22 protein-coding genes are annotated in these 22,409 nt (G+C 58.4%); 10 read left to right on the forward strand and 12 right to left on the reverse strand.

All coding sequences use genetic code 11. From position 1 onward, the window contains the following. Positions 1-7: 7 nt before the first annotated feature. The 5 genes from nirB to EDF81_RS12305 form a co-directional block, all read right to left on the reverse strand. A complete protein-coding gene (gene nirB, locus EDF81_RS12285; protein WP_123348406.1) occupies positions 8-2,920 on the reverse strand; it encodes a nitrite reductase large subunit NirB in 2,913 nt (970 codons plus the stop codon). A 16-nt stretch (positions 2,921-2,936) separates the two neighbouring features. Then, positions 2,937-3,731: an ABC transporter ATP-binding protein gene (locus EDF81_RS12290; protein WP_123348407.1), complete on the reverse strand. Its 795-nt coding sequence runs from the start codon at positions 3,729-3,731 to the stop codon at positions 2,937-2,939. 10 nt (positions 3,732-3,741) lie between these two features. After that, positions 3,742-4,626, reverse strand: coding sequence for a nitrate ABC transporter permease (ntrB, locus tag EDF81_RS12295; RefSeq protein ID WP_123348408.1), 885 nt, complete (start codon positions 4,624-4,626; stop codon positions 3,742-3,744). A 10-nt stretch (positions 4,627-4,636) separates the two neighbouring features. Continuing rightward, a complete protein-coding gene (locus EDF81_RS12300; RefSeq protein WP_123348409.1) occupies positions 4,637-5,896 on the reverse strand; it encodes a CmpA/NrtA family ABC transporter substrate-binding protein in 1,260 nt (419 codons plus the stop codon). A 284-nt stretch (positions 5,897-6,180) separates the two neighbouring features. Then, the gene (locus EDF81_RS12305) at positions 6,181-7,437 is read right to left on the reverse strand and encodes a nitrate regulatory protein (protein ID WP_123348410.1); all 1,257 of its coding nucleotides are present in this window, start codon (positions 7,435-7,437) and stop codon (positions 6,181-6,183) included. Positions 7,438-7,593: 156 nt separating this feature from the next. Here EDF81_RS12305 and EDF81_RS12310 point away from each other — a divergent pair, with 156 nt between their 5' ends. Then, the gene (locus EDF81_RS12310) at positions 7,594-8,265 is read left to right on the forward strand and encodes an HAD family hydrolase (protein ID WP_123348411.1); all 672 of its coding nucleotides are present in this window, start codon (positions 7,594-7,596) and stop codon (positions 8,263-8,265) included. Between the two features lie 30 nt (positions 8,266-8,295). Here EDF81_RS12310 and EDF81_RS12315 read toward each other — a convergent pair whose 3' ends face one another. The 7 genes from EDF81_RS12315 to EDF81_RS12345 all read right to left on the reverse strand — a co-directional run bounded on the left by EDF81_RS12315 (position 8,296) and on the right by EDF81_RS12345 (position 14,186). Then, positions 8,296-9,543, reverse strand: coding sequence for a VWA domain-containing protein (locus tag EDF81_RS12315; RefSeq protein WP_123348412.1), 1,248 nt, complete (start codon positions 9,541-9,543; stop codon positions 8,296-8,298). An 83-nt stretch (positions 9,544-9,626) separates the two neighbouring features. After that, the gene (locus EDF81_RS12320) at positions 9,627-10,202 is read right to left on the reverse strand and encodes a TerD family protein (protein WP_123348413.1); all 576 of its coding nucleotides are present in this window, start codon (positions 10,200-10,202) and stop codon (positions 9,627-9,629) included. A gap of 65 nt (positions 10,203-10,267) precedes the next feature. Further along, positions 10,268-10,846: a tellurium resistance membrane protein TerD gene (gene terD, locus EDF81_RS12325; protein WP_123348414.1), complete on the reverse strand. Its 579-nt coding sequence runs from the start codon at positions 10,844-10,846 to the stop codon at positions 10,268-10,270. Positions 10,847-10,881: 35 nt separating this feature from the next. Then, the gene (locus EDF81_RS12330; RefSeq protein WP_123348415.1) at positions 10,882-11,937 is read right to left on the reverse strand and encodes a TerC family protein; all 1,056 of its coding nucleotides are present in this window, start codon (positions 11,935-11,937) and stop codon (positions 10,882-10,884) included. A gap of 23 nt (positions 11,938-11,960) precedes the next feature. Further along, entirely contained in the window at positions 11,961-12,416 is a 456-nt protein-coding gene (locus EDF81_RS12335) for a tellurite resistance TerB family protein (RefSeq protein WP_123348416.1), read from the reverse strand. A gap of 22 nt (positions 12,417-12,438) precedes the next feature. Then, positions 12,439-13,605, reverse strand: a complete 1,167-nt coding sequence (locus EDF81_RS12340; protein ID WP_123348417.1) for a TerD family protein — start codon at positions 13,603-13,605, stop codon at positions 12,439-12,441. Further along, positions 13,605-14,186 (reverse strand): TerD family protein, encoded by a 582-nt coding sequence (locus EDF81_RS12345; RefSeq protein WP_123348418.1) that lies wholly within the window; start codon positions 14,184-14,186, stop codon positions 13,605-13,607. The genes EDF81_RS12340 and EDF81_RS12345 overlap by 1 nt, the downstream gene beginning before the upstream one ends. A gap of 319 nt (positions 14,187-14,505) precedes the next feature. Here EDF81_RS12345 and EDF81_RS12350 point away from each other — a divergent pair, with 319 nt between their 5' ends. From EDF81_RS12350 to EDF81_RS12390, 9 genes are all read left to right on the forward strand, one after another. After that, the gene (locus EDF81_RS12350) at positions 14,506-15,564 is read left to right on the forward strand and encodes an ATP-grasp domain-containing protein (RefSeq protein ID WP_123348419.1); all 1,059 of its coding nucleotides are present in this window, start codon (positions 14,506-14,508) and stop codon (positions 15,562-15,564) included. Positions 15,565-15,575: 11 nt separating this feature from the next. Further along, positions 15,576-16,712, forward strand: coding sequence for a phosphoribosyltransferase domain-containing protein (locus EDF81_RS12355; protein WP_123348420.1), 1,137 nt, complete (start codon positions 15,576-15,578; stop codon positions 16,710-16,712). Beyond that, positions 16,705-17,478 carry a hypothetical protein gene (locus EDF81_RS12360; RefSeq protein WP_123348421.1) on the forward strand — a complete coding sequence of 258 codons (774 nt, stop codon included), beginning with the start codon at positions 16,705-16,707 and terminating at the stop codon, positions 17,476-17,478. The genes EDF81_RS12355 and EDF81_RS12360 overlap by 8 nt, the downstream gene beginning before the upstream one ends. Next, positions 17,478-18,557, forward strand: coding sequence for a cysteine protease StiP family protein (locus tag EDF81_RS12365; protein ID WP_123348422.1), 1,080 nt, complete (start codon positions 17,478-17,480; stop codon positions 18,555-18,557). Before EDF81_RS12360 ends, EDF81_RS12365 begins: the two co-directional genes overlap by 1 nt. Beyond that, on the forward strand, positions 18,557-19,513 hold the full coding sequence (locus EDF81_RS12370) for an HpcH/HpaI aldolase/citrate lyase family protein (RefSeq protein WP_123348423.1): 957 nt from the start codon (positions 18,557-18,559) through the stop codon (positions 19,511-19,513). Before EDF81_RS12365 ends, EDF81_RS12370 begins: the two co-directional genes overlap by 1 nt. Before the next feature lie 176 nt (positions 19,514-19,689). Further along, positions 19,690-20,154, forward strand: a complete 465-nt coding sequence (locus tag EDF81_RS12375; RefSeq protein ID WP_123348424.1) for a tellurium resistance protein TerW — start codon at positions 19,690-19,692, stop codon at positions 20,152-20,154. Positions 20,155-20,429: 275 nt separating this feature from the next. Further along, positions 20,430-21,068, forward strand: coding sequence for a VWA domain-containing protein (locus EDF81_RS12380; protein ID WP_123348425.1), 639 nt, complete (start codon positions 20,430-20,432; stop codon positions 21,066-21,068). 25 nt (positions 21,069-21,093) lie between these two features. Beyond that, positions 21,094-21,735, forward strand: coding sequence for a TerD family protein (locus EDF81_RS12385; protein WP_123348426.1), 642 nt, complete (start codon positions 21,094-21,096; stop codon positions 21,733-21,735). Then, positions 21,735-22,373, forward strand: coding sequence for a VWA domain-containing protein (locus EDF81_RS12390; RefSeq protein WP_123348427.1), 639 nt, complete (start codon positions 21,735-21,737; stop codon positions 22,371-22,373). The genes EDF81_RS12385 and EDF81_RS12390 overlap by 1 nt, the downstream gene beginning before the upstream one ends. Positions 22,374-22,409 lie beyond the last annotated feature (36 nt).

Genomic DNA, 22,409 nt, shown 5'->3' on the forward strand with positions numbered 1-22,409 from the left:
TTGCCCCTTATGACGCCTGCGCCATAGCCGGGTAGTCAGCCTGGCTGAGGGGCTGAGGGTGGACCCAGATTTGCCCGTCCATCACCCTGACCGGCCAGACGCGCACCCGCAGATCCGCATCGTCAGGGCTGACCCCGTCGCACAGCCGGAAACGCTTTTTATAGAGCGGCGAGATCACAATGGGTTCACCGGCTGCGTCGCCCAGCAGACCGCGCGCCAGCACGTTGGCGCCGCTACCCGGCTCATGGTTTTCGAGGGCAAAAATTTGCGGCTCTGCGCCGGGAAGATGAAACAGGGCAATCTGCTGCTGGCCCAGACGCGCGGCCATTCCCGCATTGGCCGGGATATCGGCCAGCGCGCCGACGTGAACCCACTCGGCGTCATGGACCGGCGTGGCCGTCGGCACCGGCGGTTTTTCCGCAGCCTGAGCCGGGCGGATCTGCCCGCGCTCGGGGATCATCACCACCGCCTCATCGGGCGCGGTGCTGTTGATAAAGCCCCGGAACAACAGCCGGTTTTGCGGATGGTCGAGGGTGGTTTTCCATTCGCACTGGTAGCTCTCCACCACCTGCTGCATCTCCTGCTCCAGCGTCTCGCCAAGATCGAGGCTATCGTGGAGGATCACCTCTTTCAGGTAGTCGAGGCCGCCCTCCATATTATCCAGCCAGGTGCTGGTTCGCTGGAGCCGGTCGGCGGTGCGGATATAGAACATCAGCACGCGATCGATGGTGCGCAGCAGCCCTGCATCATCGAGATCGCTGGCAAAGAGATCCGCATGGCGCGGTTTCATTCCGCCGTTGCCGCAGACGTAGAGATTCCAGCCCTTATCGGTGGCGATGACGCCGATATCTTTCCCCTGGGCTTCGGCGCATTCGCGGGTACAGCCCGAGACCCCCATTTTGATTTTGTGCGGCGCACGCAGCCCCTTGTAGCGGTTCTCCAGCACGATGGCCATCCCGGTGGAATCCTGCACCCCGAAGCGGCACCAGGTTGAACCCACGCAGGATTTCACCGTGCGCAGGGATTTACCGTAGGCGTGGCCGGTTTCAAATCCGGCGGCGATCAGCTCTTCCCAGATAGCGGGAAGCTGCTCCAGGTGTGCACCAAAAAGATCCACCCGCTGGCCGCCGGTAATTTTGGTATAGAGGTTGTAGCGCTGGGCCACTTCCCCGATGGCGATCAGCCCCTGCGGCGTAATCTCTCCCGCCGGAATACGTGGCACCACCGAATAGGTGCCGTCTTTCTGGATATTGGCAAAGAAACGGTCGTTGGTGTCCTGCAGCGGCAGATGCTGCGGTTTAAGCAGATAGTCATTCCAGCAGGAGGCCAGCATCGAGCCCACCAGCGGCTTACAGACCTCGCAGCCGCAGCCGCGCCCGAAGCCCGCCAGCAGCGCTTCAAAGGTACGAATATCGTGCAGGCGGATCAGGTGGTACAGCTCCTGACGGGACCAGGCAAAGTGCTCGCAAATATCCTTTTTCACTTCCACGCCGAGCTGGGTCAGCTCATGCTCCATCACCTGCTTCAGCAGCGGGACGCAGCCGCCGCAGCCGGCCCCGGCTTTGGTGCAGGTTTTCAGCGCGCCCAGCTCGGTGCAGCCTCCGGCCACCGCCGCGGCAATATCGCCTTTGCTGACGTTATGGCAGGAGCAAATCTGCGCGCTGGCGGCCAGCGCCGCAACGCCCAGCCCTTTCGGCGCATCGCCGCTGCGGGCGGGCAGGATCAGGGTTTCCGGCTGCGCGGGCAGCGGCATCGCGTTGAGCATCATTTGCAGGAGCATACTGTAGTCGGCGCTGTCGCCGATCAGCACCGCGCCCAGCAGCCGCTTACCGTCAGCCGATACCACAATCTTTTTGTAGATGTCGTTCGGACCGTCGGTCCACTGGTAGCTCTGGCTGCCCGCCGTGGTGCCATGAGCATCTCCCAGCGAGGCCACTTCCACACCCAGCAGCTTGAGTTTGGTGCTCATATCCGCCCCGCTAAACGGGGTATCGCGCAGGGCAAGAGTATCCGCCACGCTGCGCGCCATCTGGTAGCCAGGTGCGACCAGGCCGAAAATTTGCCCGTTCCACAGGGCGCACTCACCGATGGCGAAGATGGCCGGATCGGAGGTGCAGCAGCGATCGTCGATGACAATGCCGCCGCGCGGCCCTTTCTGCAACTCAGCGCTCTCCGCCAGCTCGTCGCGCGGGCGGATACCCGCTGAGAACAGAACCAGATCCGTTTCCAGGGCGCTGCCGTCGGCAAAGTTAAGGCGATGCAGCGCCTGCTCGCCGTCGACAATCTCCCGAGTCGCTTTCCCGGTATGGACCTGCACGCCCAGTGCGGCAATTTTGCGCTGTAGCATCGCCGCCCCGCCGTCGTCCAGCTGTACCGCCATCAGGCGCGGCGCAAACTCCACCACGTGGGTTTCCAGCCCCAGCTGACGCAGGGCATTGGCAGCCTCCAGCCCCAGCAGACCACCGCCGATCACCACGCCGGTGCGGGCATTTTTCGCCTGGGCGGCGATAGCATCGAGATCGTCGAGGGTGCGATAGACCAGGCAGCCCGGACGCGTATTGCCCTCAATGGGCGGGACAAAGGCATAAGATCCGGTGGCGAGCACCAGGGTGTCGTAAGCGGTCTCTTCGCCGGACTGGTCCCGCACGCAGCGACGCTCCCGGTCGATAGCAACAATCTGCCGCCCGCAGCACAGCGTAATACCGCTCCCGGCAAAGAAGCCCTCGCTGACCAGCGACAGGGACGCCGCGCTGCGTCCGCCGAAGTATTCCGAGAGGTGCACGCGGTCATAGGCGGGCAGACGCTCTTCGCCAAAGACCACGACTTCATACTGTTGATGCAGCTCGCGCTCGACAAGCTGCTGTAAAAAATAGTGGCTGACCATACCGTGGCCCACCACGATCAGTACTGGCTTTTTCATTATCGGGTTCCTTATCTCAGGCGGCTTTCGGCTGCTTTTCATAGAGGAAATGCAGCACCTGCTGGCGATAGCGCTGATACTGCGCATCGTCCGCCAGCGCCACGCGGGAGCGAGGACGTTCCAGCTCAACATGGAGGATCTCGCCGATGGTGGCCGCCGGACCGTTGGTCATCATCAGAACGCGATCCGAGAGCAGCACCGCTTCGTCGACGTCATGGGTGATCAGCACAATGGTGGTGTGCAGCCGCTGCTGGATCTCCATCACCGCATCCTGCAAATGGGCGCGGGTTAAGGCATCCAGCGCGCCAAACGGCTCATCCATCAGCAGCACGGCAGGCTTCATCGCCAGCGCGCGGGCAATGCCTACGCGCTGCTTCATGCCGCCGGAGATTTCGTGCGGGCGCTTGTTCCAGGCGTGGGCCATATGCACCAGATCGAGATTGTGCATGATCCATTCATGCATCTCTTCTTTGCGCATTTCACCGCGAAAGACCTGGCGCACGGCCAGCGCCACGTTGTCGTAGGCGGTCAGCCAGGGCAGCAGGGAATGGTTCTGAAACACCACCCCGCGCTCGGGGCCGGGGCCGTCGATTTCGCGGTTGTTGCACAGCAGGCCGCCGCTGGTCGGCAGCGTCAGACCGGCAATGAGATTAAGCAGGGTCGATTTACCGCAGCCGGAGTGGCCAATCAGGCTCAGGGTTTCGCCGCTGTGGATATCGAAGCTGACGTTATCCAGCGCCAGAAACTCACCGCTGCTGGTGTTAAAACGCTGGCTGACCTGCTGGACCTGAATAATAGGAGTGGTACGCATCACGGCCTCCTTAGCGGCTGTAGTTAAAACGGCTGGCAATCCACATCAGTCCCTGCTCAAGCAGCAGGCCGACAACCCCGATCACCAGAATGGCGATAATGATGTTTTCCACATTCAGGTTGTTCCACTCGTTCCAGATCCAGAAACCAATCCCGATCCCGCCGGTCAGCATCTCGGCCGCCACAATCACCAGCCAGGCGATACCGATAGAGAGGCGCATCCCGGTGAGAATGCCCGGCAATGCGGCGGGGAGCAGGATCTTGCGCATAATGGCGAATTCGGAGAGACGCAGTACCCGCGCCACGTTGAGATAGTCCTGCGGGATCTGCCGCACACCGTCGGCGGTATTGAGGATCATCGGCCAGATGGAGCAGATAAAAATGGTCCAGCTGGACGCCGGTTCCGCACGCTGAAACAGCAGCAGACCGATAGGCAGCCAGGCCAGCGGGCTGACCGGACGCAGCAGGGAGATCAGTGGGTTAAGCATGCTGGCGACAAACTGGAAGCGGCCAATCAGAAAACCGGCCGGAATGCCCACCAGCGCCGCCAGGCCAAAGCCCACCGCCACACGTTGGAGCGAGGCCAGCACGTTCCAGCCAATGCCCTGATCGTTAGGACCGGCGATATAGAACGGGTCGGCAAAGATATCGACGGCCGCCAGCGCGGTTTGCCACGGCGTGGGGAAGTCGCTGCTGTTCAGCGCCGCCACCTGCCAGAGGCAAAGCAGCAGACCGAGGCCCAGCAGCGCCGGGACCACGCGCTGGGCCAGCGGGCGAGCCCAGGTGGCACGACGTCGCGTCACTTTTCTTGCCGGAAGGGTAACAATTTCCGCTTCCTGCACCGCCTGAGGGCTGCTCTCCAGCGGGATGGGGATAATCTGCGCCTGATTTTTCATAAGCTACCTCTCACTTCTTCACGCTAAAGCCGTTGGCGTAGGCGGCAGGATTACTGCCGTCCCAGCGGATACCGTCCATTAAGACGCTGCTGCGCATCTCGCTGTCGGGCAAGGGAACGCTGCCGACCGCGGCGGCGGCCTGCTTATAGATGTCGATACGGTTAACCTGACGGGCGATGCCCAGGTAGTCGGGATCCTCGGTCAGCAGCCCCCAGCGTTTATGCTGGGTCAGGAACCACATGCCGTCGGAGAGCCAGGGATAGTTGACGCTGCCGTCGTGGAAGAAGCGCATAGCGTGCTCGTCCTTCCAGCTTTTACCGAGCCCGTTTTCGTACTGGCCCAGCATGCGCCCGAGGATGGTCTCTTCTTTGGTATTGAGGTATGCACGTCCGGCAATGACCTTCGCGGTTTCGCGACGGTTGTCATCGGAAGCGTCGATCCAGCGGGAGGCTTCCAGCACGGCGGCGGTGACGGCCCTGGCCGTGTTGGGATTTTTTGCCACCCAGTCGGCGCGGGTGCCGAGCACTTTTTCCGGATGATCCGGCCAGATCTCCTGACTGGTAGCGGCGGTAAAGCCGAGGCCGTCACTAATGGCGCGCTGGTTCCACGGTTCGCCCACGCAGTAGCCCACCATATTGCCGATCTTCATGTTCATCACCATCTGCGGCGGCGGGACCACGACACTTCTGATGTCATTCAGAGGATGGATGCCCGCGCTCGCCAGCCAGTAATTCAGCCACATGGCGTGGGTGCCGGTCGGGAAGGTCTGGGCAAAGGTGTAAGTCCCCGCCGGGCTTGCGGCAATATGCTTTTGCAGCGTCGCCAGGTCGCTGACGCCCGCCGTATGCAGCTGGTTTGCCAGGGTAATCCCCTGCCCGTTTTGATTCAGGGTCATCAGGGCCGCCATCTCGCTTTTCGGCCCGGACAGCCCCATCTGCAGGCCGTAGAGCTGACCGTAGAGAATATGGGACGCGTCCAGCTCGCCGGAGACCAGTTTGTCGCGTACCGCCGCCCAGTTTGCCTCTTTGCTTGGGACCAGGGTGATGCCATATTTTTTATCGAAGCCTTTGACCGACGCCATCACCACCGAGGCGCAGTCGGTAAGCGGAATAAAGCCCACGCGGACGGTTGTCTGCTCCGGCGCATCGGAGCCAGCGGCCCATGCGCGGTTTATCATGCCCGGCAGCAGCAGGCTGCTGCCCAGCGCAGCGCTGCCCAGTAAAAAGCGGCGGCGGGATACCGTCATCCCCTTGCTGTTGTTATCACTCATTCACGACACCCTCACGCTGCCCGCAGCTGCGGCGGCAAAAAAAACGGCGCCCATAAGCCCGTGCAAAGCTGCACGCTTATGGACGCCGTTGTCCGGTTAACGCGTTCCGGCCGCCGTTGGCCGTTTCGCATTACGCTATGTTGTTACTGAAGGGTTAAAGCAAGGGCTGTGCCAAAATGTGCGAGGCCGGTCACAGCGCGCTTTGCGCGACTGCTCGCGACGAGAAAGTACCTTTTGCGCACTGTTGCAGAGCAGGTTTCGCACTCTTGACGTGCAGATACTCCTTAGGGAGTACCCTGAAAGACATCGGCCACGGCCAGCATGGCGCTGGCAATATCCACCAGCTTTTTGTTCTGGTTCATCGCCATTTTGCGCAGGGTTTTATAGGCCTCCTCTTCGCTTATCCGCCGGTGCTGCATCAGCATACTTTTGGCACGCTCGATCTGTTTACGCTCGTTGAGGGTGTCCCGCAGCGCCGCCAGCTCCGTATCCAGCGCCTGCAGACGCCGGGACTGCTGCTGCACCAGCGACAGCAGCGAGCGCCCGAGCTGAGGCCGGACGCCGCCGCTCTCCAGCCAGCCGTGAGAATCGATAAAGACGGAGTAGCCGCTCTCATCGCTCTCTCTCAGTGACATCAGGCTTTCGATATCCGCCATCTGCTCGCTGCTGGCCCGCTCGGCGGCGGCGATCCGTTCCCGGCAATATGTCATCAGCGCCTGCGCCAGGCTATCCTCCAGGGTTTTCATCTCATCAATACGCTGCGTGGCGAGGGCAAACCACTCCAGGCACACGTCAGCCCCGTCGCCTTCCCGCCCGGTACAGGCGATGCGCCGCAGGCGCTCGAACTGACTGTGGGTGACAACCCGCTGCCAGCGCAGGCGATGCGCGTCATCGGCAAAATCAGCAAAGGTGGCAAAACAGCGCTCCTGGCGCTCGATCAGATCGCCCAGTTTTTGTTTCGCCTCCTCGCTAAAACGCCCGCTGGAAAAGGCCGCCGCGCCGATAGCGCGCTCCTGCCCGGCATACTCTTTCCCCTGCATAAAGCTGAACATGGCGATAAGCAGTCGGGAAATACCCGGCTCGGCGGCGGTGTCGGAGAGTTCAAAGACCAGCGCCATCAGATGGCGGATCGCATCGTTAAAAAAGACCATCGCCTGCGGTAACGGCAGCGCCCGCTGGCGGATCTGCTGACGCACAGAGGGCAGCAGGCTGAGAGCATAGACCACGCTTGCCGCGTGGCTGAACAGGCGGCTGGCCTGCGGCAGTTCGGCTATCTGGCTTTCAAGGCGGGCAAGCTGCGCCATCAGCGGCGCCTGCGCCTTTTCCACTTCCTCTTCGCGCAGCGCCAGCTCGCCGCTGAACTGCGCGTCGACGGCACAGAGGAACATATTGGACGTCCCGCGCTCGCGCTGGAGCATATGCACCAGCTGGCTGATACTGCCGACCAGCTCCCCGCTTTGCAGCAGGGCACGCAGGCCGTTTAGCTCACACTGGCGGGAGGCCAGCAGAAATCGGATGGTGGTGGCAGAGTTAGCGATCATAGGCAGGCTCCCGGTCAGTCATGGGATAAGCAATGCAAAGGGCGGGCCAGAACCTTATCCCGGGCGCAGGACGGGCTCTGCCGGTCGATTCTGTGCTACAATTGAGAAAATTTTATACTCAACAGTTTTTCACTGTTAAATCAGAGACATCCTGCTATGCAACCACTCGCCACGTCAGGGGCAATCAAAGAAACGCTCTCCGTTTTTGATTTTGACGGCACGTTGACCCGACACGATAGCTTTATTCCCTTTCTGCGTTATGCGTTTGGACCCCGGGTATTTACCCGAAAACTGCTGCGAATGACGCTGCCGACGCTAAAGTGTCTACGGCGGAAATTAACCCGGGATGAACTGAAAGAGGTGCTGATCACCACCTTTCTGACCGGGGTGGAAGAGGCCTGGATCCGGCAGAAAGCCGAAGTGTTTTGCCAGCTAAAATGGGGAAAACTGATGCGGCCGCAGGGATTGCTCTCCGTGTCTCAGGAAGTGGCTTCCGGTGCCACGGTGACCATTTGCTCCGCCTCTCCGGCAATGGTTCTGCAGCCCTTTGCTCAGCGACTGGGCATTAAGCTTATCGGCACGGAGCTGGAGTCTGAAAATGGCATCCTGACGGGGCGAATTTCCGGGCATAACTGCCGCTGTATTCAGAAAATCGAACGGCTGGAGGCAGAGTATGGCCCGCTGACGGCGTTCCATCTGCGCGCCTGGGGCGATTCCCGTGGCGATCATGAACTGCTTGCCGCCGCCAATGACGCCCACTGGCGTTATTTCCATCCAGCGTGGGCAAGACGCAAAACGCCGCGTATCGAACCGCTCTCCATACGATAAAAAAACGCGCCGCAAGGCGCGTTATTCACATTACAGGATACGCTGGCGGATCGCCTCGTCATGCCACTCTTTGAACTCCTCAAGCAGCTGATCGTATAGCCTGTCGTCTTTGACCGTGGCGAAGTCGTCCATGGCAAAAAAGTGCGTATTATCCAGTCGGCGATCGGTGAAATCATCGAGATTTTTGAGGATCCCGTAGTTTGACCCGCCCAGCCCGACAAACTTCCAGAAAATAGGGTAGTTGGCCGAACGTCGGATCGCCTCTTTGATCGCCCGCGTTTTGCTGATCCCGCCGTCGGTGATAAAGACGATATAGACCGGAAGCTTGCTGTCGCGGAAATAGTCGACAATCTCCTCCATGACCGGCGGCTCATTATTGGTGCCGCCCAGGCCGGGGAGGATCTCCCACATGGAGCGTTTGCCCTCGCCGCGAATGGCATGAATATAGCCATCCAGATTATCCAGGGTCACGTCACGGTATTTCTTATGGCGCTCGGCAAAGCCCCAGACGTCCATGGTGCCGTCGTCGTCAAACTGGGTTGCCAGGACCGCGATCCGATCCAGTACGGACTGTACGTGGCCTTTTTTGAACTCTGCGGTCATGGAGCCGGAGGCATCCAGCACAAAAGCCACGCTGGCCTGGAGGGTATCGAGCTTGTGCTTCGCCAGGCTGACGGTCGCGGTTTTCGCCAGGCTGACCAGCCTGGGCGCTTTGGCCTCCAGCTTTTTCTCCAGCGAGATCCTGCTGACGGCCGCAGGCGGCGCCGCCTCTGACGCCGGGGCTACATCCACCCCGTAGCCGATAGCCAGCGGCTCAAGGCCGCCGTTAAAGCCCTGCCCCAGCGCACGAATTTTCCAGTTGCCCTGGTGGCGATAGACTTCGGCCAGCACGACCGCTTTTTCACTGCGGCCATTGACCTCCAGCACAAAGTCCGCCGTGCCCACCACGGCCAGCGCCAGCTGGCGCAGGCTGCTGATGGTGTCAGCCCCGTCAATCACCAGGGTAACGGCAATTTTTTGCACCGCAGCAGGAATACGATCCAGCGCGAGATGAACGGAAGACTGCTGTCCGCCCGGCGAGAGCGTAACGCCCCCTTCTGGCGACGCGAGGTTATTGAAAAAGATAAAGTCGGCATCGCCTCTCACCTTCCCCTGCTCATTGAGCAGGAACACGCAGGTGTCCAGCTCGCCGCGAAAGCCGGGTCCGGCCGGATAATTGAGGTTCAGCGTGACGGCTGACGCCGTAAGAGGAATGTTTTGTCCCGGTTGCAATTGCATGTTCGCTTTCCTTATTGAATCACCCGAGTCCTTTAATAAAAAAACCCCGGCGACCTGGCCGGGGTTGTGCGCACGTTAACGAATTAAACGTTCACGCCGTGCTGGGCTGCCAGCGCGGACAGGCCGCCTGCGAAGCCCTGGCCAACAGCCTTGAATTTCCACTCTGCACCGTGGCGGTACAGCTCACCGAAGATCATCGCGGTTTCGGTAGAGGCGTCTTCAGACAGGTCGAAACGGGCAATTTCAGCGCCGGTATCGTTGTTGTAAACGCGCATAAAGCTGTTGCTTACCATGCCGAAGTTCTGCTTACGGGCTTCAGCGTCATAGATGGTGACGGCGAAAACCAGTTTTTTAACGTCAGCAGAGACTTTGCCCAGCTCGATTTTGACCTGCTCGTCATCACCGTCGCCTTCACCGGTACGGTTGTCGCCCTGGTGCTCAACGGCGCCGTCGGTGCTCACTTTATTGTTGAAGAAAATAAAATGCGCATCGGACAGCACTTTGCCTTCGTCGCCAACGAGGAATACGGACGCATCCAGGTCGAATCCCTGGCCATCAGTCACACGTGCATCCCAGCCAAGGCCAACCATGGCGATATTCATGGTCGGTGCTTCTTTGGTCAGGGATACATTACCGCCTTTTACGAGAGAAACTGCCATTTCTAGCTCCTGCTATGTGTTGATGTTAGGGCTGACAGCGCAGCCCTCAGTTAAAACGTTGTCCGTCAGGACGCGTTGATACCGTACTGCGCACACACGGAAGCCAGGCCACCTGCATAACCCTGACCAACCGCGCGGAATTTCCACTCGCCGGCGTTGCGATAGAGCTCACCGAACAGCATGGCCGTTTCGGTAGAGGCATCTTCGGTCAGATCGTAGCGCGCCACTTCGCTCTGGTTGTCATCGTTAACCAGACGAATAAATGCGCCAGAGACCTGGCCGAAGCTCTGGCGGCGAGCCTGAGCGTCATGGATGGTGACCACGAAAATGATTTTGTCTACGTCAGCCGGGATCGCATCCAGTTTGATTTTCAGGGATTCATCATCCCCGTCGCCTTCACCGGTACGGTTGTCACCGGTGTGCGTTACCGAACCATCGGTCGATTTCAGGTTGTTGTAGAAAATAAAATCGGCGTCACCACGAACCTTTCCATTCGCTGCCAGCAGAAACGCTGAGGCATCAAGGTCAAAGTCCTGGCCGTCAGTGGAACGGGCATCCCAACCCAGCCCAACCAGAACATTTTTCATTGTCGGCGCAGCTTTACTCAGGGATACGTTGCCGCCTTTGGAAAGAGAAACACTCATAAATTTAACCTCTTACGTTAATATCAGATTGGTTGTCAGGCATCCGGAGACTGACCATCCTTTTCTTCAGCATCGGGCTTTTCCGGGAACATCACGCTCGCGATGATACCCACTGCCAGCACAGCCAGAACAACGTAAAGGCTGGTCGTGGCTTCGATACTGTACCCATGGTGCCAGATATGGTCCGTGGCGTTCAATCCAAGCTTCACGGCAATGAAGAACAGAAGTGCGATAACCGCTTTCTCCAGATGCGCCAGGTACTGTTTCAGTCCCTCAAGTACAAAGTAGAGGGTACGCAGACCGAGGATAGCAAACATCATGGCGCTATAGACAATCAGCGGTTCACGGCTGACGGCAATAATGGCCGGTACGGAGTCAAACGCAAACATCACATCCGACAGTTCAACGACCGCCACACACAGCATCAGCGGGGTAGCATACAGGGCCGCTTTCTTACCGCGCCCGATAGTCACGTCGTTGTTTTCCGGTTTTGCCAGCTCTTCATCCACTTCTTTCTGGGTCAGCAGGAAGGCATGACCTTTCAGCTTCGGCCAGATAGGGAAGAAACGCTTAACCAGCCGGTAGGCCATATGCTGGGAGTAATCCTCGATCTCGTCGTTATCATCACCGCTTTTCAGCATCATGACCGCCGTCCAGGCCACAATAATGGCGAAGACAACTTCAACGTAAGGCCCCAGGCTCAGCAGGCTGGTACCGATGGCAACGAAGATGCCCCTGAAGACGATCGCACCGATAATCCCCCAGTAGAGGACGCGGTGGCGGTAGCGGTCAGGTACGGCAAACCACGAGAAGATAGCCATCATGACAAACAGGTTATCGACGGAGAGCACTTTCTCCAGGGCATAACCGGTGACGAAGAGGCTGGCAACTTCAGCGCCGTGGTGGATATACAGGAACCCGGCAAACGCCATCGCAATCAGCACCCAGAAAATGGACCACAGCGCGGCACTTTTCAGGGAGATTGGCTTGTCATGACGGTGCATAAACAAGTCAATAAAAATGGCACCGACAGACAGCGCGATAAAAACGATGACTGTTTCAGTCGGAAAACCAATGTGTGTTGAAACCATAGCTAACCCTTAAAGGATGATTATCAGAGACCAAATTCAGCCGGCTCAAAACCAAGAGCGGTGGCGATTTCACGTACGGCTTTTTGCTCATCCTGGTCGAAGTTACCGTCGCTTTTGGCAACCGCAATTCCCACGCGCAGCGCGAGCTGGGCAGCTTCAGGCTGATCTTTCAGCGCCAGGATGTATTTCATGGTTTCGCCTTTGCCGATCTCCAGATCAAAGTCGAAACTTGAAACCAGTTTATTAAAGAACTCGATAACCTCGGTGGTTTCGAAAACTTTCAGTTCGTCAGAGGCACGCAGGAAACCAATCATTTTCTGCTTCTCTTCGGCGCTCACGCCGTCGCTGGAGACAGCGATACGGGCGCAGACAGCCACGGTGCCCTGCATAAACTTTTTGTTTTTGAAACGGCCAACCTGACGGGTCAGCTCATCGCGACCGGAGTTAATCGCGCTTTTAACTTTGTTAAAGAAACTCATGTGTAAACCCTCAGTGACTGTCTTACTTAGAACCTGATGACCAGCGAAAGCCCCAGCCAAACGCCCGATCCATTTCGGACTGGCCTTTAAAGTACTGGTTAATGCGTTCGACTTTGATTGACCCGTTTTCATTCACCAGGCGAGCGATCGCGCACAGGGTGCGTTTGTTGTCGCCCTCTGTCAGGCGCGTTTCAATCGGCGGCTGTTCCGGGACGTGAATGGTGACCACGCCGTCCGTTTTATCCCAGCTTGGCGCACCTTCGTAGATGAAAGCGTAGATCAGAATCTGACGCAGGTGTTTCCACTGCTGGCCGTTGACGTGCAGCCATTCGCCATCGGAGACATCGCCGGTACGGTCATCGCCCTGCAACTGGACAAAAGGCTCAGAGTGATAGTTACCAAAGGTGTCCCCCAGCGCCTGGATAACCCCTTTGCTGCCGTCCTGAAGTTCGACAAACGCCCCCAGGTCCAGATCGATACCTTTCGAGCCAAACAGGCCGCGCAGACCGGTAGCCGCGGTACCGCGATGCCAGTTGAGGTTAATGCGGATTTCACCGAAGTTGTCGCGTTTGGTCAGGCTGATTGCCGGCTTCTCTTTGGTCAGAGAAACTTTGCTCAGGCTTACCCGGTCAGCGGCAGGTGCCGGTGCCGGCGGCGGCGGCGGCGTCACTACCGGCGGCGGCGGAGCCGGTTCATCGGCGATATTCACGCCAAAGTGTTCTGCCAGCGGCTGGAGACCACCGTTAAAACCCTGGGCGACAAAGCGGAATTTCCACTCGCCGTTACGGCGATAGAGTTCACCCAGAATCAGGGCGGCTTCCTGACGGCCGGAGAGATCGACGTTGCCGCTAACGAGCGAGCTTGCCCCCTGCAGGACATCAATCGTCAGGTTGCGCAGCCCGGAGACGGTCTGTCCCCCGTCGCAGGTCACCGTAAAGGCAATTTTCTCGACGTCAGGCTTCAGGCGATTTAACGCAACCGTAAAGGTGCTGTTATTCCCTTCGCGGGTAAGGGACACGGTGCTGTCGTTGTTGTTCGGCTGTCCGTAGAAGACCATGTCGGCATCGCCCTGCACTTTCCCGTTCTGGAAAAGGCGGAAGGCGGAAGCGTCAACCGGGCCGCCGGACGTTACGCGAACGGTCAGTTCCTGGGCAGGAACCGGGGCGTTGCCCCCTGGAGTCAGGTTCATTATTTCACCACCGTCGCAACGATATCCGCGTGCATGTCGTCAATGGTACGGCCGCGACAGGCAAAGCCGTGCGCCGTGAAGTCCCAGTTGCCGTTATTGCGGCGCAGCGAGGCGATCACGATCCCGGTATGGGAACCCTGTTCGGTCAGTTTGTAACGTGCCAGCTCTTTGTTGCTCTGATCGACCACGCGGCAGAACGCGTTATCGACATCATTGAACGTCTGACCACGGAAGCTGTTCACGGTGAAAGCCAGGTACTCGACCTGCGCCGGAAGCTTGCCCAGATCGACCCGGATAACTTCGTCGTCACCGTCACCTTCGCCGGTCAGGTTGTCGCCGCTGTGGATCACGGAACCGCAGCGAGACTTCAGCGCCTGGAACCAGATGGTGTCGATTTTCTTACCGGTGCTGTCCATTAACACGCAGCCGGCATCGAGGTCGATAGAGTCGTTGCCACCAAACAAACCGCCAAAGAGTCCTTTTTTCTTGATCGGGTCCCATCCGAGCCCGAACTGCAGCTGGCTGAGCGAAGGGGATTGTTTGCTGAGTGATACCGTCTGGTTTTTGCTTAACGAAACCATATTTACTTTCCTTTAAATGGTATTGGCTGAGACAACGCGAATGACGTTCATTCATTCGCAAAAAATCATATCATGATGAAGTTCTCTGACAAGGCAAATTTTGGTGGTTTTTTATCACACCCACTCCGGGGACCGTTTTTTACGCGAAAAACAAAACATAACAAATTGAAATATATGCAATAAGTAGAAATACATTTATTTTTCGATGTCGCTCACAGAAAAGGTTTTAAATCATAACATGATTGACATGGCCTATGGACATTCATAGACTCATCGAACTGTCTTATTGGGCTCATCTCATCAGGTAATCGTAAAGGGCATGAAAAAAAACATTTGGCTTATGGAAGGCTTATCGTCTCAGCGGGATATCATTCTTGGCATTAAGTCCTTCTCAAAAAAAAATCAGACTGACATCGCCATTTTTGCTTCCCACCGCCACGAGAGAAACGAAATCCTCTCCGTGGCGGATCGCGCTTTGATAGAGCCTCAGGATGCCGAAGAACGCCTTGCCTTTATCCTCAGCACCGTCGCGCAATGGGGGATCGATGCCATCCATACCGGGCGTAACTGCGGCTGGTTTGAGGCGCATCGTGCGCAAATTGAAGCCAGCGGCGCCTCGCTCACCACCGGCTCCTCAGACCCGGATCATTTTGCGCTCGCCGATGACAAAGTGAGCTTCGCCGAACTGATGGCGAAACACGGCCTTCCCGTGGTGCCCTCTGTCCGCATTAACGATATTGAGACGCTACAGGCCCGGATTGAGAATCCGCCCTTTGCCAGCGAGCCGCTTTGCGTCAAGCCCGTTACCGGCATTTATGGCATGGGTTTTTGGCGTTTTGATGACAGCGTCTCCCCGATGGCGGTCTTTAATCATCCCGAGCAGCGTCGTGTTCACCCGCAGCACTATTTAACGGCGCTGGCCGGGGCGGAAACCTTTACGCCGCTGGTGTTAATGCCCTGGCTTCCCGGCCCGGAATACTCCGTGGACATCCTGGCAGAGAACGGCAAGGTGCTGGCGGCGGTCGGACGCCGTAAAGAAGGGGCGCTGCAGTATCTGGTCAATGAAGGTGAAGCCTTCCGCTTAGCCTGCGCCTGCGCCGAACTGATGCAGGCTGACGGCCTGGTCAACGTCCAGACCCGCAATGACAGCAGCGGCAAGCCGCTTCTGCTGGAGATCAATATGCGCCCGTCCGGCGGGATCGGCTACACGCTGCACAGCGGCGTCAATTTACCAGGCATGTTTGCCGCCCGTCGGCTGGATCAGCTCCAGGCCGAAGAGGTCACGGCGATGGCGAAGAGCGATTTCAAACCCGCCATCGTCAGGTCGGTAACGGATGTTATCAACTACTCGCCGACGTTAACCAACCGACTGAATTAAGGAAGCGGAGCATGTCTAACAAGACGGGCGGTACTCTTTATCGCCAGACCCTGTCCTGCGGCACTATCCAGGTTGAGAGCACCCAGGGCGATTATCCCCTGGACGCGCTGTTCGACATCGCGGAGCGTCGCAATCCTAAGCGCGCCTTTCTGTTTGTCAGCAAGGTGCTGGGTCGACATATTCCCGTCCCGCCCTCGGTGATGCGTCAGGCCTATCGCCAGCTTGCCGGGCAGTTTCCGCAGGATATCGCCGGTCCGGTGCTGGTGATCGGCATGGCCGAAACCGCGGTCGGCCTGGGCGCGGGCGTCTTTGACACCCTACGCCATCAGGACGCGGTTTACCTGACCTCGACCCGGCATCCCGTCGACGGTGAGCTGCTCTGCGAGTTTAAAGAAGAGCATAGCCACGCCACGGACCACTTAATTTATCTCCCGGATTCGCCGGAGAAGCGTCGGCGCGTGCATGACGCACGCACCCTGGTGCTGGTAGATGATGAAGCCACGACCGGAAACACCTTTATCAATCTGCTGTCCGCCCTTCGCGCCAGCGGTGCGCTGGAGAAGCTGGAGCGGGTGGTGGTGGTCACGTTGACGGACTGGAGCGGCGACGCTCTGCGCCAGCGCTGTCCGCTGCCGGTCGAGAGCCTCTCGCTGGTCAAAGGCCACTGGCAGTGGCATGCCGATCCGGATGCGCCGCTGCCGGTGATGCCGGCGGTGAATGTCACCTCGCGTGGATCGGTCCCGATTGTCGGCAGACAGTCGTGGGGAAGACTGGGTATGATCGAGTCGGGTCAGGATCTGGGACGACATATTACGGTGTCCGCCGAAGAGAAAGTGCTGGTGCTGGGCAGCGGCGAGTTTGTCTGGGAACCCTTCCTGCTGGCAGAGCGCCTTGAGGCGCAGGGCGCGACGGTGCTGTATAGCTCGACAACGCGCTCCCCGATTGCCACCGGGTTTGCCATCCAGTCCGCAATTGCCTTTACCGATAACTACGGCCTGGGCATTCCTAACTTTGTCTATAACGTTGCCCACCAGCAGTTCGATCGTATCCTGCTGTGTACGGAGACCCCCGCCAGCAGCGTGGACACTCTTTTACTGAACGCCCTGGCGAAGGTCGCGCCAGCCGTGGAGATCGTCACCTATGAATAAGCCCGTTGTGTTAAGCGATCTCGACGACACGCTATTTCAGACCCGCCGAAAAATGGTCGATGAGCTGGCGCTGGAGCCTTTTCGCACCGGCGCGCTGGACAGAAGCCTGTCACCGCGCAGCTTTATGACCGAAGAGCAGTCTATGCTGGTGGACTGGCTGCTGGAGCAGGCCGAGCTGATCCCCGTCACGGCACGCGGCACGGAAGAGATCAGCCGGGTACAGATCCCGTTTCGCTCCTGGGCGATTGCCACCCACGGTGCCGTGATCCTCAACCCGCAGGGCGAGCCGGATGAAGAGTGGAAAGCACTGATGCTACAGCGCCTGGCCCCCTATGGCGAAACGCTGACGACCATGCAGCAGCGCATCACCGATATGATGGCCGAGCGGGGCATCAACGCCTGGGCGCGTATTAACTACGAGTATGGCGATGTCCCGGTCTATCTGGTGATGAAGCACCGTGACAGCACGCGGATTGACGAACTCTATGCCATTGCCGATGAGATTGAGCAGATCTTCCCCGGCGAGCGTTTTTATATTCACCGTAACAGTAACAACGTGGCCTGGCTGCCGCACCCCGTCGAAAAAGGGCTGGCCGTGACCTGGCTGCTGGATAAACTGCGGGCGGAGCGCGGCGTATTCCCGGTTATCGGCCTCGGCGATAGCTTAAGCGATCACCGCTTTATGAAGCTGTGTAGCTGGTTCGGGATCCCCCGTCAGAGTCAGTTTGCCGAGGCGATTTCCCGCCGCGTTTTTGGAGAAGAATAATGGAAAATCTGATCCCCTTCTCAGGCTCTTACCTGCCTGAAGATGTACATTTTTTGCTCACCCCGATCGCCATGGAAATGACGCCGGTCGAGCTGAAAGAGGAACTGATCCAGTCCGGGCGCAAGCACTACTCGGATATGCTCAGTCAGGAACCTGCTCCGACCCAGTGGCACCTTGACGTGTTTGCCCGCGCCCTGGAAACGGGTGCCGTCCGGCTCGCACGCGAAGTGTTACAGCTTGCGCGGGAGCTGGCCGCTCGCGCTGGCGACGAGCCCATCGTCCTGGCAAGCCTGGTCCGGGCTGGCGTCCCGTTGGGCGTGATGCTACACCAGGCGCTCCGCGCAATGGGAAAACGCTCTTATCACTACGGGATCAGTATTATTCGCGACCGGGGTATCGATACCGCCGCGCTGGAGTGGATTGAATCACGGCACGGCACAGCGGGCATCGTTTTTGTTGACGGGTGGACCGGAAAAGGCGCCATTACCGGCGAGCTGATCCGTGCGCTTAACGGCCGCGAAGGCTATCCCGAACAGCCGCGGCTGGTGGTGCTGGCCGATCCCTGCGGATGCGCCTGGCTTGCCGCCAGCGATGACGACTGGCTGATTCCCTTTGGCATTATGGGTGCGCCGGTGTCCGGCCTGATCTCACGCTCGGTGTGGACCGCACAAGGGCTGCACGGCTGCGTCGTCTGCGATCACCTCAGCGAGTACGAATGCAGCCGTATGCTGGTCGATACCGTTGCCCGCTGCCGCGAAGAAATTGCGCAAGCGGAGATCGCCCCGCTGGCCTGGCACGCCGAAGGGAATGCCCGTCTGTGGCAGCTCAGCCGGGAGGTCATTACCCGCCTGGCCGAGCGCTATACTGTAGACAGCATCAACCGTATTAAACCGGGGATCGCTGAGGCGACGCGTGCCGTGCTGCGCCGGGTGCCCGATCATGTCTTTGTCCGTGCCATTGATGACCCGGACGTCGCGCTGCTGGTTGGTCTGGCCCGCGATAAAGGCATTACCGTCACCGAGCTGGGCAACGACATCGGTCAGTACAGGGCCGTTACTATCATAAAGAAGGTGCTTTAATGGATAATCGACGTTCGCCCTGGAACCTGGGCGCCACCCTTTATATGCCTGCCACGCGCGACGATATCGGCGACGCGATCCTCGAAGGGAAAATCCCCGGCCTACGCTCGCTGGTGATCTGCCTGGAAGATGCCGTCAACGAGGACGATATTCCTCAGGCGCTGCAAAATCTGACGCAGCTGCTGCAGGTGCTGAACGCGGCCAAAGCCGCAGGCGGAAACCACGACTGGCCGCTGGTCTTTATTCGCCCCCGGCATCCGGAGATGGGGCAATGGCTGACCCGCCATCTGGATCTGAACGCGGTAGACGGCCTGGTGCTGCCTAAATTTACCCTCGCCTCGCTGCCGGTGTGGTGGGAGATGCTGGAGAATACGCATCTCTGCATGATGCCCACGCTGGAAACAGAAGATGTCTTTGACGTCACGCAGATGCGCGAGCTTGCCGTAACGCTGGTCGATCATCCCTGCCATGAGCGGATCATCGCCCTGCGAATTGGCGGTAACGACCTGATGAACGTCGTTTCGCTGCGCCGTCCGCGCAATCTGACCCTGTATGACAGCCCGATGGGCTACGTGATTAAAATGCTGGTGTCGGTTTTCGCCTCCCGCAATTTTGCCCTGACGGCACCGGTCTGCGAGCATATTGACGATCACGCGGTGATGGCCCGCGAACTGGCGCTGGATATGGCCCACGGGCTTGTCGGCAAAACGGCGATTCATCCGGGACAGATTGACGTGATTGAACAGGCGCTGACGGTCTCGCCCGGCGAGCATTCTGACGCCCTGCGCATTCTGAACTCCACCCAGGCCGTCTTTAAGTCTCAGGGCGCGATGTGCGAACCGGCCACCCACCGCCGCTGGGCCGCGGGGATCCTGGAACGCGCCCGCGTCTACGGCCTGACGACGGGACAAAAACCCGACGGCATCAGGCTGATGTCCATGTTGCAACAAAAATAAGGCGCGATCGTGAGGTCGCACCGGGGAGATTATCCTCTGGTTTAACGTTGATTTAGCTAAGATTGAGGATCGGTGTGTCAGGATGCTCGGCCGTACGGCACCGTATTCATAAAGAGAAGTTCAGGATTCATGTCCCGATGTTGAACCACTGACCCTAATGCAGGCTTTAACTGACTATGCAACTAAACACCAGGCAGACACGCATCTTTACGCTCGCCAACCTTCTCGGCACGGGAAAACCCGTGGCGGCGAACGAGATTATCGCCACGCTGGCATGCTCGGAGCCGACGCTGACCCGCGCCCTGAAAGAGCTTCGGGACGCCTATTCGGCGGAGATCAAATACAGTAAGGCGACGCACTCCTATCACCTGGTGAACCCCGGACAGCTGGATAAAAAAACGCTGCGCCGGATGACCGAGGCGCTGGCGCTTAACGCCGAGCTGAAGAGCAGCGATTCAGGTTTCCGGGTCGTTCTCGATAAAGAGATGAAAACCGCCGTATCGCTTTCACTGCGGATGCGCGTCCTGCGGAAAATCGACAAGCTGGCCGAGCTGATGGGTTCCTCCCGCAGCGAGGCGGTGGAAAAGATCGCGCTCAGGGCTATCGACGACCTGATTATGGAGTACAAACGCAAAAAGTAACGCCTTAACCATCACCCGGGAAAGGAAGACTCGGGTTTGCCCTCTGTGAACGTTTTTCTTCATTCTTTTCCCCCACGATATATCGGCGACTTAAAGCAAATAGAACCATCCCCTCGCTTAACCTTCTGCATTTTTACTGTGAAATACCCCCGAATCCGGCAAATACAACGAAATTTTGCAGGGGAATAATGTCGCCAGAAGCGATATATTCAACGAAGACAATTTTATGTTCAGGACTATTCGCCGCCGCGCTCAAAAATTTAAAGGAGTTATTGATGAGACGACTACCCGTATATCTCCTTCTGGATACCTCAGGCTCAATGCATGGCGAGCCGATTGAAGCCGTCAAGAACGGCGTCCAGACGCTGCTGACCACGCTCAAGCAGGATCCTTACGCGCTCGAAACCGCCTGGATATCGGTGATCACCTTTGATTCCAGCGCCCGTCAGGCCGTTCCGTTAACGGACCTGCTAAGCTTCCAGCTTCCGACACTCGCCGCCAGCGGTACCACCGCGCTGGGTGACGCCCTCGCATTAACCGCCAGCAGTATTGAACAGGAAGTCCAGAAAACGACCGCCGATACCAAAGGCGACTGGCGTCCGCTCGTTTTCCTGATGACCGATGGCTCTCCGACCGACGACTGGCGCAAGGGCCTGAGCGCGTTCAAAGCGGCCCGAACCGGGGTTGTGGTGGCCTGCGCCGCCGGACATACGGCGGATACCAGCGTGCTGAAAGAGATAACCGAGATCGTTCTGCAGCTCGATACCGCGGACAGCTCGTCCATTAAAGCCTTCTTCAAATGGGTTTCCGCCAGCGTTTCTGTCGGCAGCCAGAAAGTGGAGTCGGGTAAAAAAGAGGTGATTGGCCTCGACGATCTTCCGCCGCCACCGCCTGAAGTTAACGTAGTTTTATAATCATACTGATCATTAAGGGGATGTTATGTCAGTCAGCCTGAGTAAAGGACAGGGCGTTAGCCTGCGCAAAAACGAACACGATCTTTCATCGGTCACCATTGGCCTCGGATGGGATATCAGGGAAGAGAAAAAAGGGTTCCTCGGCAGCCTGCTCGGCAAAAAAGAGGAAGAATACGACCTCGATGTCGTCGCGTTCCTCTGTAATGCCGAAGGGAAAGTGACCGATTTAGGCAGCGTGGAAAATGGCAAACCGACGCTCGTCAACGGCGATATTATTTTCTTTAATAGCCAGCGACATAAATCCGGCGAGATCTGGCTGACCGGCGATAACCGTACCGGCGCGGGCGATGGCGACGATGAACAAATTATCGTTCAGCTGAACTCCCTCGACGCGAAATATGAAAAAATCGTTTTCATCGTGCAGATCTATAACGGCGAACGCCTGAATCAGAACTTTGGCAAAGTACAGAACGCCTTTATCCGCGCCGTCGATGCCAAAAACGTCGAGATGGCCCGTTTCGATCTCTCCGGCGGCCCGGCGTTTGCTAACCAGTGCTCGATGGTCTTTGCTGAGCTGGTCAGGGAGTCTGGCGGCTGGAAGCTTAACGCTATCGGCGAGCCGTCCCAGTCGGATTCCTTCGTCACCCATCTCAGGAACTACCTGTAATGCGCCGGTTACCCGTCTACCTGCTGATTGATACGTCGGGTTCAATGCGCGGCGAATCGATCCACGCCGTGAACGTGGGCGTGCAGGCGATGCTGAGCGCGCTGCGCCAGGATCCCTATGCGCTGGAAAGCGTGCATATCTCGATCATCACCTTTGATAACTCGGCCAAAGAGCATAGCCCGCTGACGGCGCTGGAAGATTTCCAGTTTACCGATATCGTCGTTCCCAGCGCCGGTGGCACCTTTACCGGTGCAGCGCTGGAGTGCCTGATCGCCTGCGTGGACCGCGATATCCAGCGTTCCGATGGCGATCAGAAAGGTGACTGGCGTCCTCTGGTGTTCCTGATGACCGACGGCACGCCTTCCGATTCCATGGCCTACGGTGAGGCCGTCAGCGAAGTGAAAAAACGCGCTTTCGGCTCGATCATCGCCTGTGCGGTCGGACCCAAGGCGGGGCATGAGCATCTGAAGCAGCTGACGGATAAAGTGGTGGCCCTGGAGACGCTGGACTCAACGGCCTTCTCCGGCTTCTTCAAGTGGGTTTCCGCAAGCGTCGCGTCAGGCAGCAGCAGTGCAGGCGTCAATGCGGGTACCGATACGCTGCCTCCTCCTCCTCCCGAGATCCAGCTGGTACTTTAACCCGGTGCGTCAAAAAAGGCAGAGCCCGCTTACGGC

The organism is Enterobacter sp. BIGb0383, from assembly GCF_003751845.1.
GTDB lineage: Bacteria > Pseudomonadota > Gammaproteobacteria > Enterobacterales > Enterobacteriaceae > BIGb0383.

Coding starts and splice junctions, on each gene's coding strand:
- EDF81_RS12355 (WP_123348420.1), top strand. CDS start 15,576: ATGTCTAACAAGACGGGCGGTACTCTTTATCGCCAGACCCTGTCCTGC.
- EDF81_RS12315 (WP_123348412.1), bottom strand. CDS start 9,543: ATGCAATTGCAACCGGGACAAAACATTCCTCTTACGGCGTCAGCCGTC.
- EDF81_RS12335 (WP_123348416.1), bottom strand. CDS start 12,416: ATGAGTTTCTTTAACAAAGTTAAAAGCGCGATTAACTCCGGTCGCGAT.
- EDF81_RS12360 (WP_123348421.1), top strand. CDS start 16,705: ATGAATAAGCCCGTTGTGTTAAGCGATCTCGACGACACGCTATTTCAG.
- EDF81_RS12320 (WP_123348413.1), bottom strand. CDS start 10,202: ATGGCAGTTTCTCTCGTAAAAGGCGGTAATGTATCCCTGACCAAAGAA.
- EDF81_RS12350 (WP_123348419.1), top strand. CDS start 14,506: ATGAAAAAAAACATTTGGCTTATGGAAGGCTTATCGTCTCAGCGGGAT.
- EDF81_RS12380 (WP_123348425.1), top strand. CDS start 20,430: ATGAGACGACTACCCGTATATCTCCTTCTGGATACCTCAGGCTCAATG.
- EDF81_RS12365 (WP_123348422.1), top strand. CDS start 17,478: ATGGAAAATCTGATCCCCTTCTCAGGCTCTTACCTGCCTGAAGATGTA.
- nirB (WP_123348406.1), bottom strand. CDS start 2,920: ATGAAAAAGCCAGTACTGATCGTGGTGGGCCACGGTATGGTCAGCCAC.
- EDF81_RS12385 (WP_123348426.1), top strand. CDS start 21,094: ATGTCAGTCAGCCTGAGTAAAGGACAGGGCGTTAGCCTGCGCAAAAAC.
- EDF81_RS12345 (WP_123348418.1), bottom strand. CDS start 14,186: ATGGTTTCGTTAAGCAAAAACCAGACGGTATCACTCAGCAAACAATCC.
- EDF81_RS12310 (WP_123348411.1), top strand. CDS start 7,594: ATGCAACCACTCGCCACGTCAGGGGCAATCAAAGAAACGCTCTCCGTT.
- EDF81_RS12300 (WP_123348409.1), bottom strand. CDS start 5,896: ATGAGTGATAACAACAGCAAGGGGATGACGGTATCCCGCCGCCGCTTT.
- EDF81_RS12340 (WP_123348417.1), bottom strand. CDS start 13,605: ATGAACCTGACTCCAGGGGGCAACGCCCCGGTTCCTGCCCAGGAACTG.
- EDF81_RS12305 (WP_123348410.1), bottom strand. CDS start 7,437: ATGATCGCTAACTCTGCCACCACCATCCGATTTCTGCTGGCCTCCCGC.
- EDF81_RS12330 (WP_123348415.1), bottom strand. CDS start 11,937: ATGGTTTCAACACACATTGGTTTTCCGACTGAAACAGTCATCGTTTTT.
- EDF81_RS12290 (WP_123348407.1), bottom strand. CDS start 3,731: ATGCGTACCACTCCTATTATTCAGGTCCAGCAGGTCAGCCAGCGTTTT.
- ntrB (WP_123348408.1), bottom strand. CDS start 4,626: ATGAAAAATCAGGCGCAGATTATCCCCATCCCGCTGGAGAGCAGCCCT.
- EDF81_RS12370 (WP_123348423.1), top strand. CDS start 18,557: ATGGATAATCGACGTTCGCCCTGGAACCTGGGCGCCACCCTTTATATG.
- EDF81_RS12390 (WP_123348427.1), top strand. CDS start 21,735: ATGCGCCGGTTACCCGTCTACCTGCTGATTGATACGTCGGGTTCAATG.
- terD (WP_123348414.1), bottom strand. CDS start 10,846: ATGAGTGTTTCTCTTTCCAAAGGCGGCAACGTATCCCTGAGTAAAGCT.
- EDF81_RS12375 (WP_123348424.1), top strand. CDS start 19,690: ATGCAACTAAACACCAGGCAGACACGCATCTTTACGCTCGCCAACCTT.